Raw genomic sequence first — 15,085 nt, forward strand, 5'->3', positions numbered from 1 at the left:
CGCGCGCAGCATAATGTGAATTTTTCTACAGGAGAAGTATATGTCCGGGCAAAGTTTAGGCTTGATCGAAACCGTCGGAATGGCTGCGGCGGTGGAAGCCGCGGATGCCGCCATGAAATCCGCTAACGTCAGCCTGGTGGGCTATGAGTTAACCAAAGGCGGCGGGATGGTCACGGTGAAGCTGGAAGGGGAAATTGGGGCGATAAACGCCGCCGTGGCGGCTGCCATCAGCGCAGCGGGCCGGGTGGGTAGCGTATACGCCCACAAGGTCATTGCCCGCACCGCGCAGCATATTGAGCATATTATTCACTCGACAGAGACGGTCGGCATCGTGCGGCCTGAACCTGAAACGCCAGCGCCTGCTGTCACCCATCAGACTGAAGAAACGCCAGTGCAGACTATCCCGCTAATCAATATTGATACCTCCAACGATGCATCCTGCATGGACCTTGCTGAAGAAACACCGCACGATCCCGTGAAGAAAGGGCCGCGTCCGGGGCCGAAGAAAAAATAACGCTATCGGGAGTAAAACAAAAAAGCCAGCGGGTTACCCCGCTGGCTTTTTTTCTCTCTCAAGGCATTACATGAGCGGAATCAGCGTGAACAGCCCGATAGTCGCCAGCAGGTTAACCGCTGTTGTCATTATGGCAATGGCCATTGCCGGCGGATCAATATGGGTATCACCATGAACCAGAAAGATACGCGACATCAGTTCGCCTAACAGCGCGCAAATAATACCGACAATTCCCGCCCATAGCAGGCTGCCGGACAGCACCGCCACCAGCGCGGCGGGCAGCGCGATGTGGTGCGACACGGGCACCTGGGTATTGAAATGCAAAAAGATCAGTGAAAACGCAGAAATGCCGAACGCCAGCAGCGCGCCGTTGCCACCGAACTTGAGCCCTAAAAATCCGGCCATCAGGCCGATCCCCAGCCCCAGCACTGAGAGCTGCGGAATGCGACTATGATAAGGCATCCAGCATTTATCCTGCGGCGGGTAGCAGTGGCGGATCCCCTGCTCCGGCTTGCCAAACAGGCCTGTTTTTCCGAACACCAGTCGGCTAATCACCCCGGAGATCACCACCGTTAGCGCCACGGTATCGGTCCAGGCATTACCGGACGGGAACGCTGGGATCTGGTTGAGCACCCAGGCAATGACATAGCCCCCCGCCCCGAAAATCCCACCCACCAGCAGCACATCATAGGCCGCCAGCCCGCTCAGCCCGGCGGTGATATCGCGTCCCGAGCCCAGTTTGCCTCTCTTTGCCGCGTACGCCGTCGCCGCCACGCCCGCAGCAAATCCGCCGGTATGCGGCCCAAACAGCCCAAACGGGAAGGTAATAAAATCTGACGGTGCGCCGGTAATAATTTGCACGACCGCCATGGCGATCACCAGCAGTCCAACAAATTCAAACGCCGCCAGCGCGCCAATCGCCGCGCCGAATATGCCGCCGCCAAAGGCAACGAGAATATCTAAGCTATTCATATAGCTCACCTCTGTAATGGGATTAAAGTAAAGGACAACGTCAATGAAATGCAGAATGCAGAATGGCTCCGGGTATATTTATAATTAAAATAAGATGTATTGAAAAAATAAAAAAGCGCAGCATTATTGTGCCGCGCCATAATAACTCAGTTAATTAACCACCGATGTGACAGTTAAAACCTGATGATTCAACCGTCGCTTTTAAAGTTGCCATGCTGGCTTCAGCAATACTTTTCGCCTCGCTCAGCGGATATTGCCGACCCAATAAATTATATTTATTTTCACCAAAGCTGTGATAAGGCAACAGGTGTATGGTATCGACATTTTGCATTAAGCGAGCAAATTCAGCGATATTATGAATCTCCTGCGGATTGTCGTTCACGCCGGGGATCACCGGAATACGCACCACCACTTTGGTTAAAAATGAAATGCGCAGCAGGTTTTCCAGAATCACGCTGTTATTCACACCGGTGTTACGCTGATGAACTTCGGGATCAATCGCTTTGATATCGGTAAGTGCCAGATCCACGTAGGGAAACACTGCGTCAATCACGGCTTTAGTGGTGAAACCGGTGGTTTCAATGGCGGTATGCCAGCCCTTCGCCTTACAGGCTTTCAGCAGCTCGCGGGCAAATTCAGGCTGCGCCAGGGGTTCGCCGCCAGACAGGGTAATGCCCCCGCCGGAACGACGGTACAAGTTCTCTTCTTTTTCCAGCTCGCGCATGACTGCCGCTACCGACATCCGCTTGCCTTTCATTTCCAGCGCGCGGGTCGGGCAGACATCGGTACATTTCCCGCACTGGATACAGCGGTCACGATCGATAAACCAGCTATTGCTGGTTGACAATGCCTGTTGCGGACAGACATCAATACATTTTCCACAGCGAATACAATCGTTCTTTTTAAATAACAGCTCTGGCTGCGGACGTTGTGATTCAGGATTACTACACCATTTGCAGGAAAGCGGGCAACCTTTAAAAAAAGGGATGGTGCGAATGCCCGGCCCATCATGCAAAGAATAGCGTTGAATATTAAAAATGACGCCTTCGGTTTCGTACTCAACTTTATTCATAACATCACTCTATAGTAGCCAGTTAAATTACCCTTACAGGTAAAATAAAAACCAGACGGTGTAACAATGAATAATAGCGGGCCAGAGGAAACTCCCTGGCCCGTATGTTATTTACGACAGTTGCTGCTCCGTACGGCTAATGATGTCGTCCTGCACCTCTTTCGCCAGCACGACCCACTGAGCGCTGTAACCTGCCACACGCACCACAAGATCCTGATGCTGCTCAGGGTTTTTCTGCGCTTCAATCAGGGTGTTGCGATCGATCACGTTGAACTGGACGTGCATCCCTTTCTTATCGAAGTAGTTACGCACCAGGCCGCTAAAGTTACGCAGACCATTCTCGCCAGCCAGTGAAGACGGCAGGAATTTCTGGTTGTAGAGCGTGCCGTTGGAGGCAATAAAGTGGTCAAGCTTGGCCACCGAATTGGCTGCGGCGGTTGGGCCGAGAGTATCTTTACCCTGACGTGGTGACACGCCATCGGCCAGCGGCTCTTTCGCCAGTCGGCCATCCGGCAGCGCGGCAACGTCTTTCCCAAACAGCACGTTCGCGGACACCGGGTAGATACCGGCCTGGAACTGGCCGCCACGCGGGTTGGTGTATTTCTCCACTTCCTGGCAGTAGATCAGGGCACATCGGCGGGCCACTAAATCCACGTCGTCGATATCGTTGCCGAAGCATGGGGTATTTTCCAGGATACGGCGGATTTCTTCATGACGGGACAGGTTGCCGGATTGTGCCGCAGCCGCATTGTCGGATGTCAGCTGACGATAGACTTCGTTTTTAATCGCCGTCGGATCCAGCGCGCCATGCTGCTCAATGATGCGTTTCACCACCTCGTAGATGTCCTGCTCATTAAGCGAGGATTTCGCCGCCGGAGTGTGCGGGTTAGCACCTACCGGGTACCCGAAGTTATTCTCCAGCGCGCTTTTCAGCTCGCTCAGGGAGAGCTTGCGATCTTCGAACACCTGCTTCTGGATGGCGTAGACGGAGTCGCCAGTGTCAGCAACGCCGAACGCCTGCGGGCCAGTGAAGTTGTAGATAGCGCCACCTTCCTGCAAGGATTTACCGCGACCGATACAATCGTCTACCAGAGCAGAGAGGAACGGCAGCGGGCAGCGTTCTCCGTGGGCGATATCCACGCTGTTACAGGCTTCAACCAGTTGATGAACGAAGTGCGCCATCTGTTTCTGAAACGCACTGTAGAAATCATCCATACCGGTGTACTGCGTAAGTTCACCCGTTACCGGACCCAGCTGTTTGCTACCGACGCGGCCGTTGTTAAGGGTAATTTCCAGCACTTTTGCCACGTTAAAGAACGCCGCGTCATGCCAGCCTTCGGTGCGGTGCGGTGCCTGCGGCTCCACACAACCGATGATGCAGTAATCACGCGCGTCACGCAGCGATACGCCACGGTTTTGCAGCGCCGGGATAATCACTTCATCGTTGTACATCGCCGGCACGCCAAGGCCCATGCGCACCAGTTCGCAAGCGCGATAGAGAAAAGCGTCCGGGGTGCCCTGCCATACGCGGATGGAGAAAGACGGCTGCGGCAGACGTACGTGTGCGGTCGCTTCCATACACATGTAGCTCAGATCGTTGGTCGCGTCGCGCCCGTCTTCGGTCTGGCCGCCACAGCACAGGTTCTGGAACACGGCATACCCGGCGAACGCCTGGGCAGACACTTCGTCACGGGTTTTGTTAATGTCGTTGAGTTTGATCCAGCAGCAATCGACCAGCTCCTGCGCGAATTCGCGGGAGATGGACTTGTCCGCCGCCAGATACGGATACATATACTGGTCGAAACGGCCCGGGGAGATAGAGTGACCGCTGGATTCGATCTGCAACATGCTCTGGATGAACCAGAAGGTCTGGCACGCTTCCCAGAACGTGGTCGCACCGTATTCCGGTACGCGGGTACAGTTCTGCGCGATTTGCTCCAGCTCGCGTTTACGGGTCGGGTTGCTTTCCAGCTGCGCCAGGCGGGATGCTTCTTCCGCATATCGATGGGCAAAACGGATCGCCGCGTTATAGCTTATCAATACCGCGTTATAGAACTGCTCTTTCTTGATATAACCAGGTTCGGTGCGGTCCAGCGCGTCGAGAGCGCGGGTCACCTCGTTAATGATGCCGCGAAAACCGATTTTCAGCACCTTACCGTAGTCAACGCTAACGTGGCCGACACCGCCGAAGAAGTAGTTGCCTACGGTGAACACGCCGCTCGCCATACTCTCTTTGGTGCTGTCCGACATGTAAGAGGCGGCCAGAGAACTGGTGGTTTTACCCGGCCAGTATTTGAACGCTTCATGCAGCTCCTGAGCGGTCTTTTTCGAGATAATGAACGGGTCGGCGATGCGGTGCTCCATCGTCCCGAACTCTTTCTCTACCCAGTCGTAAGAGAATTCCGGGCAGATTTCAGTCGAGCGTGGATTAATGGTTACTGCGCCCACGATTAATTCGTCCGGGCGAATCGTCACTGGCAATTCATTAAAAATTTTTTCTACAACTTTCGCACGCCGCATAATGGCTGGCAGTTGTTCAGTCTCTTTATAGGCCTGTGTTGCCAGCACAGCGCGCTCTGATTCCACATACGGTTTCGCCGTCAGAATCATATTTTTCAGTCGTACAACACGATCGGTCGGATTAGAAAAGCCTTTCTCTAACATATAAAACTCCCGAATATATTTTGATAACCTTGCGGCGGTGCCGGGGTATTAATGAATAATGCTGATACCTGTCTGTGTAATAAAGTGACGTAATATTGCCGGATGCCCCATCCAGGTGGCCGCCGTAATGAGGTTGCCATCAACGACGGCCTCATCATCCGCAGCAGTGACCCACAGGCCACCCGCCATCTCCACTTCCGGTTGCACCGTAAAATAGCCTGTCAATTTCCTGTCTTTTATTACCCCCGCAGCGGCCAGAATTTGTGGGCCATGACAAATTGCGGCAACAGGTAATGAGAAATTCATTGCGTAGTGCATAATATTCAGGACCGATTTATTTAATCGCAGGTATTCCGGTGAACGCCCGCCTGAAATATACACACCGCTATATTCCTGTAACTTTATTTCGTCAAATGATGCGGTTAATCTAAAAAGGTGTCCGGGTTTTTCAGTGTAGGTTTGGTCACCTTCAAAATCATGAATCGCGGTTTTAATAAACTCGCCGGTTCGTTTACCCGGACATACAACATCCACTCTGAAACCTAACATGCTTAATGCCTGCCATGGCACCATGACTTCATAGTCTTCAGAGAAATCGCCTGCGATAAGTAATATCTTTTTCATAAGCGAACTCTCAAAACTGGTTATCGTCTTCCTCAATGATTCGCATGGCTTCATGCACCGCCGCGACTTCGCCGAAAATGGCCAGGGTGGTGACGTGCTGGGGGCAACTGCCAAAGATTTCCGATACCACCACACTGGCGCTTTTGCTGGCCACATCGGCATAAAAATAGAGATCCGGAACCGGCAGCATTAACAATCCAATGGCGTCAATGCGAATCAACTCCAGACGCGAACGAAACTCCCCGGGCATGCGCCGCTTCAACATGGCCAGGATCTCCGGGGTCGGCGCGTTTATGATCCGTTTTTTCATCTTTGCGTTACCCTTCACGATGGTTAGCGAATATTCAACGCTTCAACCATTACGCAGCGACGATGCCGTGCAAACGCGCGTGCTGACGTAAGCCCTTCACCGGTCGGCCCGGCGATCGTAAAGGTGGCATGCCCTTCGCCACCCACCCCGATCCCCGCATAAGAGGGACCATTTTTCACAAAGATGGTGGTCTGGATCAGGCGCGCCATTTTGGTCAGCTTTTCGACGTTGGTGGAGTGCATAATCGCGGTATGGCGATTGCCGTGCTCTACGTGCACTGCCAGTTCGATGGCTTCATCAACGTTATCGACGCGTACCACCGGCAGGACCGGCATCATCAGCTCATGCACCACAAAGGGATGGTTTTTCTCCGTCTCGATTAAGATGACTTTAATGTCATCACCCACGGTGATACCCAGTTGTTGAAGGATGTAACGTGCATCTTTACCGACAAAACCGGTATTCGGCCCGGTGCCTTTTTCGTTCAGCACCAGGGTCTGCAATTGCTGTATCAGCTTCTTGTCGCATAGCAGATACGCGCCGCTTTTCTTCATGCAGTGGATCAGATAATCAGCCACCTGATTCACCACAATCACCTCTTTTTCGGCCACGCACGGCAGGTTGTTGTCAAAGCTGCAACCTTTGATGATATCGCACGCTGCTTTTTCGATATCCGCCGTTTCGTCCACCACCGCTGGCGGGTTGCCTGCGCCTGCGCCAATCGCTTTCTTGCCGGATGACATAACGGTTTTTACAATGGCAGGACCGCCAGTAGCCACCAGCATGTTGACGCGCGGGTCGTTGATCATGGCGTTAGTGTTATCGATAGAGGGTTTCGTCACCGTGACGACCATATTTGCCGGCGCGCCCAGCTGAGCCAGCTTGTGATTGATAAGCTCAACCGCGTACAGCGAGACTTTCCGCGAACGCGGGTGGGGACTAAACACCACGGTGTTGCCCGCCGCCAGCATGCTGATGCTGTTGTTAATGATGGTCTCGGTCGGATTAGTGGTGGGTGTGATCGAACCAATCACCCCGAACGCGGAGTACTCGATCAGCGTTAACCCCCCGTCTCCGGTTATCGCGCGGGTGGCCAGGTCTTCGAGACCTGGCGTTTTCAGCGCGGCGACGCGGTTTTTAATCAGTTTGTCCTCGTAATTCCCCATGCCGGTTTCGTCCACCGCCATACGGGAAATGGCGCGCAGCACATCCTCCTGCAGGAAGACATCGCGAATGCCATTAATAAACGTGGCACGGTCTTGCATAGAACAGTGGCGATACTGCACCTGCGCCAGCACGGCCGCTGAAATCGCCTCGTCCATGGTCTCGAATGCGCCCGTTCCGGCACTTGCGACCTGAGACGGTGCACTGGCGGCGCGCCCGGACTGCTGCTGCGCCAGCGCCTTAGCGACGATATCATCCAGGCCTTCAACCCGCCCTGCCTCTGAGGTGGCGGGAGTCACTGCCGGAACCGTATCCGGTGTTGCTTTGGTGAATTTGCTCAGAATGGTCGAGACAGCCTGAGCGATTTCAATATCATTCATCTTTAAATTCCTTACTACCGACCGCGTCGCGCGTCGTCTCCCGCGGCTTAGATATACGGCGTCGTGGTGGATTTAATTTCCGCCGGATCTAGCGTGGAGAGCAGTTGCAGCCCCACTTCTCGTGCAGCAATCACCGCCTGGCGTACCGCGCCGGAATCACCGGAAAAGGTAAAGATCACTTCGTTACTGAAGCTCGTGCCTTTCGACGGACTGGCGTAGCCCACCGGGTCAACAACGGCGGATTTCGCCGCAGCATCAGCAATCACCAGGCCAATCGCCGCAGGCGAGGCACAGGTCATCCCGAAGGATTTTCCAATCGGCGCGCCCAGCGCTTTATGCAGCGCATAGCTGGCGCGTGCGGTGTATTGAAATTCAAGGTGGCCTGCCGGCGAGCCGTAGACGTCGCCCATGGTGCGTTCAATTTCTGCCAGCGCAACTTCCACCGCACGTCTGACGTCGGAAACATCAGACGCGCCAAAAATAATTAAGCAGCCGTGCCCGCCGCCACCTTCCGTGTCGCGAGCCAGCTCGATAGAGATAATTTCACTATTGGTCGCTTTGATGGCTTCATCCGCCGCAAAAATTTGCGGACCTGCGCCGGTACGTGCCCCCAGAATACCGATCGAGCGATATTTCTTGTCGATATTCATAATTTCATGCAACTGATTATCGACATTGGCAATCACCAGGCCGATAGTGTGCCCCAACGCAGTGCCGACAAATTCCGTAATTCCGCAACCGGCAAAGTTGGCGGCGGTTTTAGCCTTCGGCTTCGTGTCGGTTTGTTTATTCATTACGTCAGATATAATCTGCTCAACAAGATTATCTCTCATGATCAGTATCCTTTTTTGTTATTAACCGACGGCCTTCGGCAGAATTTTTTCCACCTCAATGTGCGGACGCGGAATAACGTGTACGGAGACCAGTTCGCCCACTTTACCCGCAGCGGCAGACCCGGCGTCAGTAGCGGCTTTTACGGCCCCTACATCGCCGCGAACCATCACAGTTACCAGGCCGGAACCGATTTTTTCATAGCCCACCAGGGTCACGTTGGCGGATTTCACCATGGTGTCTGCTGCTTCGATTGCCGAGACCAGGCCTTTCGTTTCAACCATTCCTAATGCTTCTTGTTGCATACCAACCTCGATATTTCCGCTTGAAAGAAAATGTGCACACAGGAATAGCAATCCATGGATTGGCCCTGTGCGTTAATTATTTATGCATTCTGATACTAAGGTTATTCGGACAAAATGTTTTGCGCGCTAGCCGGACTATCTTGTTTTCAGGATCATCTTCCCGACAATAAAATCCACCTGCCTGCGGCAATAACCGCCTTATTTCTATGCCGCGCAACGGGCGAGGTCCGCCGCATCTGTGGCAATCATTTTTTCTTCATTGGTCGGGATAACCGCAATCTTTGTCGAGCCCGTTCTGGAAATCAGCCCGCCGCGGCCACCGAATAACTGCTGATTGCGCGCGTTATCCAGCTCCAGCCCCAACGCCTGGAGGCGTTGTACGGTAAGTTCACGGATCAGCGCCGAGTTCTCGCCAATGCCGCCGGTAAAAATCAGGGCGTCGAAGCGTTTAAGCGCCGTGACATGGCCGCCGATATGCCGGGCCAGGCGGTGTACCATCACCTCGATGGCCAGCGTCGCCCGCGCATGCCCCGCCGCCCGGGCTTCCTGCAACGTACGACAATCGCTGGATAACCCTGAAATCCCCAGTAAGCCGGACTGGTTGTTGACCATTTTGTACAGCGCATCGACAGGCTGCCCGGTGCACTTCGCCAGATAGGCGGCGGCACCAAAATCCAGATCGCCGCAGCGTGTGCCCATCACCAGCCCCTCCAGCGGCGTCATGCCCATTGAGGTATCGACACTCTCGCCGTTCTGTACGGCGCAAAGGGAAGAGCCATTCCCCAGATGAGCAATCACGATACCGTGATCTGCCGGGTCAAGTTCCAGCGCGTTCAGCGCTTCGCTGGCGATATAGCGATGGGAGGTGCCGTGGAAACCGTAGCGACGCACCTGATAATCGTGCTGGTACTCCAGCGGAATGGCGTAGGTATAGGCGGCCGGGGATAACGTCTGATGGAACGCGGTATCGAACACTGCAATCTGCGGTAGCGCAGGCAGCAGCGCACGCGCCGCCTCAATGCCGATCAGGTTGGCGGGATTGTGCAGCGGCGCCAGGGCCGACAGCGCACGGATTTTTTCAATCACCTCGTCGGTCACCCGCACCGAGCGTTTAAAATCACTCCCACCGTGCGCCACGCGATGACCGATGGCGGTAAGGCTGTTCAGCAGTTGCCGCTCCGCGAGCTTCCCGAACAGGACGTCTAACGCATGTTGATGGCTGGCTTCTGCCAGCGCCATGCTGGATGAATTACCGTCGCGATCTTTAAAGGTGATGGTGGCACGATCAATCCCCAACCGCTCCGCCAGCCCAGACAGCACCGGCCGATCGGCATCCTGGGGGATGACCGAGAACTTCATCGAAGAAGAACCACAGTTAATGACTAATACACAAGCTAAGGACATGATGACCCCTGATATGGACTGCGATGAAAATTAACAGGTTATTGCGAGGGGAAAACGCAGCGCGCTAAACCGCGCCATCGCCTGGCGGGCGATACGCATATCGTCTTCCACGCTGCCGCCGCTGACGCCAATCCCGCCGAGCAGGCGTCCGCCTGACCAGCAGGGAAACCCGCCGCCGAAGCAACAGATCCCTTTTTCTTTATCAAGACCGTATAACTCTCCGCCCGGCTGTACCCGCCTCGCCAGTTCATGCGTCGCCATCTTTAGCGCCACGGCGGTCCAGGCCTTTTGCGGTGCCAGGGTATGGCTCACCAGCAGAGCGTGATCCATGCTGAAAAAAAACCGCTGATGCCCGCAGGCATCCGCCAGGCTGAAAACAACAGGCACATGGCAAGCCGTAGCGGCCTCCCGCACCAGCTTCGCCAGCAGTTCAGCATCGTCCAGGCTCAGGGACATTTGCCGCTCCGGAAGTTGCGTAGCGATGGCGTCATTGATCCAGTTGTCGAGCACAGCATCGTGTGTAGCCATACCTTATTCTCCCTGGATCGCCGCTATTTGCCGTTCAGTTCAAGCGAGTCGACGATGCCCACCACGGCAGCATCAATCACCGAGTGCTCTTTGCTGTTGCTCATCCGCGCCGAGCTACCGGTGGTCACGATAACAATCTCGCCGTTACCCGCGCCGACGGTATCCACGGCCACCTGAGCGTGGCCGGTAGGCTGATAGTTTTCATCCAGGCGCGCCACCATCAGCAGTTTCGAGCCATTCAGAGAGGTGTGTTTGGTAGTGGAAACCAACGCACCCGTGACTTTTGCGAGGTACATACTTCCTCCGGCTAGCCGTAAATAAGGGTGAGATTGCGCCGCGAGATTTCATCTTTGGCGGCAGGGGTGATCAGCGTATCGCGCTCGACCCACAGCTCTTCGCCGGGGGCAAGCAGGCGAATATCGCGCAGGGTAATTAAGCGTTTTTTCCCGGCGGTTGGCAGGCTGGTGGAGGGCACGGACAGGCTTACCGGGTGAGGATCGACGTGGGCCATTTTTTTGCCAGCAATCGTCACGCCGTAGCTTTCCAGTACCTGAGCGTAACCGGCCAGCCGGGCCAACAGCGTCAGCGGCAAGCGGTCGTCATGGCACTGCGGATGCAGCGTGGCGATCGCCTGTTTACGCTGCTGCAAGGCCTGAAATACCGCCTCGCATGCCAGGTTGTCGCGGATACCCAGCGCGATTTTGCTCATGCTGTTGACCGAAAGTGCCGGTAAATAGAGGGCATCGTAATCTGCGCGCTGGCGGTCGAATCCGGCGCGGGAGCCGCGCTGGCGTAACGCGTCAATGCAGGCCGCTTTCAGCGCCGACTGGCTGGCGCTGTGGGAAAAACTCACCCATAGCGCATAGCCCGCCTGCTCCAGCGCCGCGAGACAGTTCAGGGTTTCAGGGAGTGAAGAAAGGTCGTCACCGGTCACCACCACGCGAACATTTTTTTGCGCCACGGACTGCGCCAGCAATTCGGCGATCGCCCGGTCAAGCAGCTGCGATAAGGTCTGGCTGTCCATCGGTTCTCATTTACCCCGCATTCATTGCGATACCTAACGGCGTCACTAACAGTGGCTCCACCGACGGAACCACGTTTTTGCCGGTGTACTTGCTGAACACCGCGGCAAACTGGCTGAAGCTACTGGCGCCGCCCACCAGATAGATATTTTTCACCCGCTGCGTGGTGAGCCATCCCGATACCAGGCTGGCCATTTTTTGCGCCACCGGCAGCACCAGGGTAAAGACCTGCGCTTCCAGCGCCGGATCTTTTTTCATCGCTTCCGCCTCGGCATATTCCAGGTCGAGCGCCCCCGCGATAACCAGCGTCATATGGCTGCCACCAGTGGGTTCATCGGCGCTAAAGGTCACTTTGCCACTTTTTAAAATGCTCATTCCGGTAGTTCCGCCTCCGACATCCACCACCGCACCGTTTTTAATATTCAGCGCGCTGGCGGCCGCCACCGGCTCATCGAGCACGTTAGTGACGGTAAAGCCCGCCGACTCCACAACGTTAACGATCACCTTTGTGTTGCCGTCGGAAATGCCCGGCGGAATGGCGGTTGCCGCGCGATCGAGGGTGCGGCCCAGCCTTTCTTCGAGAAGGCTTTTCAGTCGCGATACGACCCGGCTGGCGGTGAGGTAATCCACCACCACGCCGTCTTTCACTACGCTGGAGGGGTAGGTCACTCCTGCCACCGGCTGGTTATCTTCATCCACCACCACTATCGCGATATTGGCCGTACCGAGATCCACCCCCACCTTCAACGCACCGGTGCAGGGCCGACATTCACCGCTGTCAATCAGGGCAGCCAGGGCGTGCAATCGGCGGTTTTCGGGGTTGTCAGCCATGACGCACATCCTGTTTGATACCGCGCACCCTGTCGCCATTGCGCAGACCGAAACCGTTGGCCTCTTCCACATCAATATGCAGTTCCAGCACCGCATCCGCCGTGACGCGCACCACCACGTGGCTCAGCACGCCGCCGCGTGGGCCGTTGGTCTGAACGTCGATTTCCATCCCGTCGCGCAGGCCATGCAGCTCGGCTTCCTGAGGTGAAATGTGGATATGCCGCCAGGCGACAATCATGCCGTTGTGCTTCACCACTCGCCCTTTCGGGCCGATGATGTCAATTCCCGGCGAATCCAGTAGATCGCCCGACATCCGCACCGGCGCCTGGGCACCCAGCGCAAAACCATCGGCGACGGAGATCTCCACCTGGGTGGTATTACGCAACGGGCCTAATACCCGCACTTTGCTCAGCTCGCCTTTCGGGCCGCGCAGCGTCACCATCTCTTCGGCCGCATACTGCCCGGGCTGTTTGACGGCTTTAAAACGGGTCAGCGTGGAGCCGTAGCCAAACAGGATGTCCATATCTTCCCGGCACAAGTGAACGTGGCGGTTAGACACGCCCACCGGAATATCCAGCGCAACGGGTGCGGCGACGGGCGCAGCCGGGCTTTTACCGGTGGCGAGTTCCTGAAGGATTTGCTGAGTGATCCATTCAGCTTGTTGTTCGGTGTAATTCATAACGGAAACGACCTGGTTATTGGGTTATCGCGTGGTTACTGAGCGTCTGTTCATCAGGATAGGGAGTCACGACGCCCGATATTTGTTGATCAACAGGACTTTTTTGCCCGCTTCATGCGAGCAGGACAAATGTGTCCCGTTAGCCCGTCACCTGATCAAGCAGCGCTTCTACGTCCCGGGCGTTAGCAGACCGTGGGTTTGACGCGGTGCATCCATCGGCCAGCGCGGAACTCACCAGTGCCGCTCGCAGCGCGCTGATTTTCGCCCGGTCAATGCCCAACTCGCTCAGCGTGGCGGGAATACCGAAATGGCGGTTAATCTGACGGATAGCCTGCGTCATCTGCGTGATAGCCTGCCCGGGAGCGGCATGCTCGATCCCCATGATCTGCGCGCAGCGGTGGTAGCGATCGCGGGTGTGTGCAGCGACCTGCTGGCTGTTGAAGTCGATCACAATCGGCAGCAGCATGGCGTTAATTTTGCCGTGGGGAATATGCAGCATGCCGCCAATGGCATGGGCCATGCCGTGGACCAGCCCCAGCCCGGCGGCGTTAAACGCCATCCCGGCCATGCAGGAGGCATTGTGCATATGGGTACGCGCCACAATGTCTTTTTCATCGTTAAACACCTGCGGCAAGTAGCGCCAGGTAAGCGCGATGGCCTTTTCCGCCAGCGCATCGCTAAAGTCGTTCGCGCCAGTGGCGACAAACGCTTCGATGGCATGGGTCAGCACATCCATACCGGTATCCACCGCCACATGGCGCGGCACGGTTAATACCAGGTTCGGATCGAGAATGGCGATATCCGGCACCAGATGTCCGGAGATCAGCGGATATTTACGCCCGTTATGCGGATCGGAAACGATCGCATAGGCGGTCACTTCCGATCCGGAGCCGCTGGTGGTGGGAATGGCGATGAGTTCGATGTGATGATCGGTAAAATACTCTTCCAGCGTCACTTTGATCCCTTTCGCCGCATCCAGCGAGGAACCGCCGCCGAGAGCAATAATCACGTCAGGTTTAAAGGTTTTAAAACGTGCCGCTCCCGCGATCAGAATATCAATATCGGGATCGGGTTTGACCTCGCCAAAAATAGAGACTGATGCCTGGGGCATGTAATCAATCAAATAACGGGTTTTACCTGATGTCACCATAAAATCGTCGGTGACAATCGCGACGCGTTTATCATTAAACTGGCTCAGCGAGGTGATCGCCTCTTCGCCAAAATAGATCTGAGGACAGGAAAAAGAACAACTGGCCATGTGTTGCAACCCTTATCTGGATACCGGCATGGTAAGCAGTAATAAACAATGGGGGTAAACTAACATGGCACTATTTTTGAGAGGCTAAGCATGTTTGTGCAGGTGGAGGATTATTTTGCGCGATTGTTTTACCTTGGGCAAAAAAGTCCTCAAGGGGTAATGAAACCAGCCCAGCGGGATAAAAACAGGACGGCAGTGGCGGGAAGCGGTGCAGTGACCAGATGATGAGTAACGCTTTCGTCAAATTCGGGATAACACAAGGTTGGGATCGTAGCCACAAGGCAACCTCCGTCGAGTTGTTCAGGTTCCTGCGCCCGGTTGCAGTTTCTCCTGCAACGCCCTCATCCTACGCCTCTCCCCAACCCGTCAAAAGTAGAATCCTTCTCCCGTTTCATCTCTCCCTGCAAAAACGAATCGTCATTTTTTGTAAAATGAAATATCGTTTTAGATATCTTCATCACAATTTGCTTTTCGGAAGTTGTTAAGATATCCGCCCATACAGACAGTAAGGTTTTTGTGCAGATAAC

General features: G+C 55.2%; 16 protein-coding genes. 1 reads left to right on the forward strand and 15 read right to left on the reverse strand.

The window, feature by feature from the left end; genetic code table 11:
• Positions 1-40 precede the first annotated feature (40 nt).
• Positions 41-514: a BMC domain-containing protein gene (locus tag ES815_RS06555; protein ID WP_142487149.1), complete on the forward strand. Its 474-nt coding sequence runs from the start codon at positions 41-43 to the stop codon at positions 512-514.
• Positions 515-580: 66 nt separating this feature from the next.
• On the opposite strand, the gene ES815_RS06560 is transcribed toward ES815_RS06555, so the two are convergent.
• The 15 genes from ES815_RS06560 to ES815_RS06630 all read right to left on the reverse strand — a co-directional run bounded on the left by ES815_RS06560 (position 581) and on the right by ES815_RS06630 (position 14,558).
• Positions 581-1,486, reverse strand: coding sequence for a permease (locus ES815_RS06560; RefSeq protein ID WP_142487150.1), 906 nt, complete (start codon positions 1,484-1,486; stop codon positions 581-583).
• Between the two features lie 154 nt (positions 1,487-1,640).
• The gene (locus tag ES815_RS06565; protein WP_142487151.1) at positions 1,641-2,558 is read right to left on the reverse strand and encodes a glycyl-radical enzyme activating protein; all 918 of its coding nucleotides are present in this window, start codon (positions 2,556-2,558) and stop codon (positions 1,641-1,643) included.
• A gap of 111 nt (positions 2,559-2,669) precedes the next feature.
• The gene (grpM, locus tag ES815_RS06570) at positions 2,670-5,222 is read right to left on the reverse strand and encodes a glycyl radical diol dehydratase GrpM (RefSeq protein WP_142487152.1); all 2,553 of its coding nucleotides are present in this window, start codon (positions 5,220-5,222) and stop codon (positions 2,670-2,672) included.
• Between the two features lie 48 nt (positions 5,223-5,270).
• Positions 5,271-5,846 carry a DJ-1/PfpI family protein gene (locus ES815_RS06575; protein WP_142487153.1) on the reverse strand — a complete coding sequence of 192 codons (576 nt, stop codon included), beginning with the start codon at positions 5,844-5,846 and terminating at the stop codon, positions 5,271-5,273.
• Positions 5,847-5,856: 10 nt separating this feature from the next.
• Positions 5,857-6,156, reverse strand: a complete 300-nt coding sequence (gene grpK, locus ES815_RS06580; RefSeq protein WP_142487154.1) for a propanediol utilization system shell hexameric protein GrpK — start codon at positions 6,154-6,156, stop codon at positions 5,857-5,859.
• Positions 6,157-6,179: 23 nt separating this feature from the next.
• Positions 6,180-7,700, reverse strand: a complete 1,521-nt coding sequence (locus ES815_RS06585; RefSeq protein WP_142487155.1) for an aldehyde dehydrogenase family protein — start codon at positions 7,698-7,700, stop codon at positions 6,180-6,182.
• 47 nt (positions 7,701-7,747) lie between these two features.
• Positions 7,748-8,533, reverse strand: a complete 786-nt coding sequence (gene grpI / locus ES815_RS06590; protein WP_142487156.1) for a propanediol utilization microcompartment protein GrpI — start codon at positions 8,531-8,533, stop codon at positions 7,748-7,750.
• 21 nt (positions 8,534-8,554) lie between these two features.
• On the reverse strand, positions 8,555-8,836 hold the full coding sequence (grpH, locus tag ES815_RS06595; protein ID WP_002438304.1) for a propanediol utilization system shell hexameric protein GrpH: 282 nt from the start codon (positions 8,834-8,836) through the stop codon (positions 8,555-8,557).
• 204 nt (positions 8,837-9,040) lie between these two features.
• The gene (tdcD, locus tag ES815_RS06600) at positions 9,041-10,240 is read right to left on the reverse strand and encodes a propionate kinase (RefSeq protein ID WP_142487157.1); all 1,200 of its coding nucleotides are present in this window, start codon (positions 10,238-10,240) and stop codon (positions 9,041-9,043) included.
• Positions 10,241-10,270: 30 nt separating this feature from the next.
• On the reverse strand, positions 10,271-10,768 hold the full coding sequence (locus tag ES815_RS06605; RefSeq protein WP_142487158.1) for a GlcG/HbpS family heme-binding protein: 498 nt from the start codon (positions 10,766-10,768) through the stop codon (positions 10,271-10,273).
• Between the two features lie 23 nt (positions 10,769-10,791).
• Positions 10,792-11,064: a EutN/CcmL family microcompartment protein gene (locus tag ES815_RS06610; protein WP_142487159.1), complete on the reverse strand. Its 273-nt coding sequence runs from the start codon at positions 11,062-11,064 to the stop codon at positions 10,792-10,794.
• A gap of 11 nt (positions 11,065-11,075) precedes the next feature.
• Entirely contained in the window at positions 11,076-11,792 is a 717-nt protein-coding gene (locus ES815_RS06615) for a flavoprotein (RefSeq protein WP_142487160.1), read from the reverse strand.
• A 10-nt stretch (positions 11,793-11,802) separates the two neighbouring features.
• Positions 11,803-12,621: an ethanolamine utilization protein EutJ gene (eutJ, locus tag ES815_RS06620; RefSeq protein ID WP_142487161.1), complete on the reverse strand. Its 819-nt coding sequence runs from the start codon at positions 12,619-12,621 to the stop codon at positions 11,803-11,805.
• The gene (locus tag ES815_RS06625) at positions 12,614-13,300 is read right to left on the reverse strand and encodes a phosphate propanoyltransferase (RefSeq protein ID WP_142487162.1); all 687 of its coding nucleotides are present in this window, start codon (positions 13,298-13,300) and stop codon (positions 12,614-12,616) included. Before ES815_RS06625 ends, eutJ begins: the two co-directional genes overlap by 8 nt.
• A gap of 139 nt (positions 13,301-13,439) precedes the next feature.
• Complete coding sequence (locus tag ES815_RS06630) at positions 13,440-14,558, reverse strand: 1-propanol dehydrogenase PduQ (protein ID WP_142487163.1); 1,119 nt, start codon at positions 14,556-14,558, stop codon at positions 13,440-13,442.
• Positions 14,559-15,085: the final 527 nt, after the last annotated feature.

Source organism: Leclercia adecarboxylata (assembly GCF_006874705.1).
Classification (GTDB): Bacteria; Pseudomonadota; Gammaproteobacteria; order Enterobacterales; family Enterobacteriaceae; genus Enterobacter; species Enterobacter adecarboxylatus_C.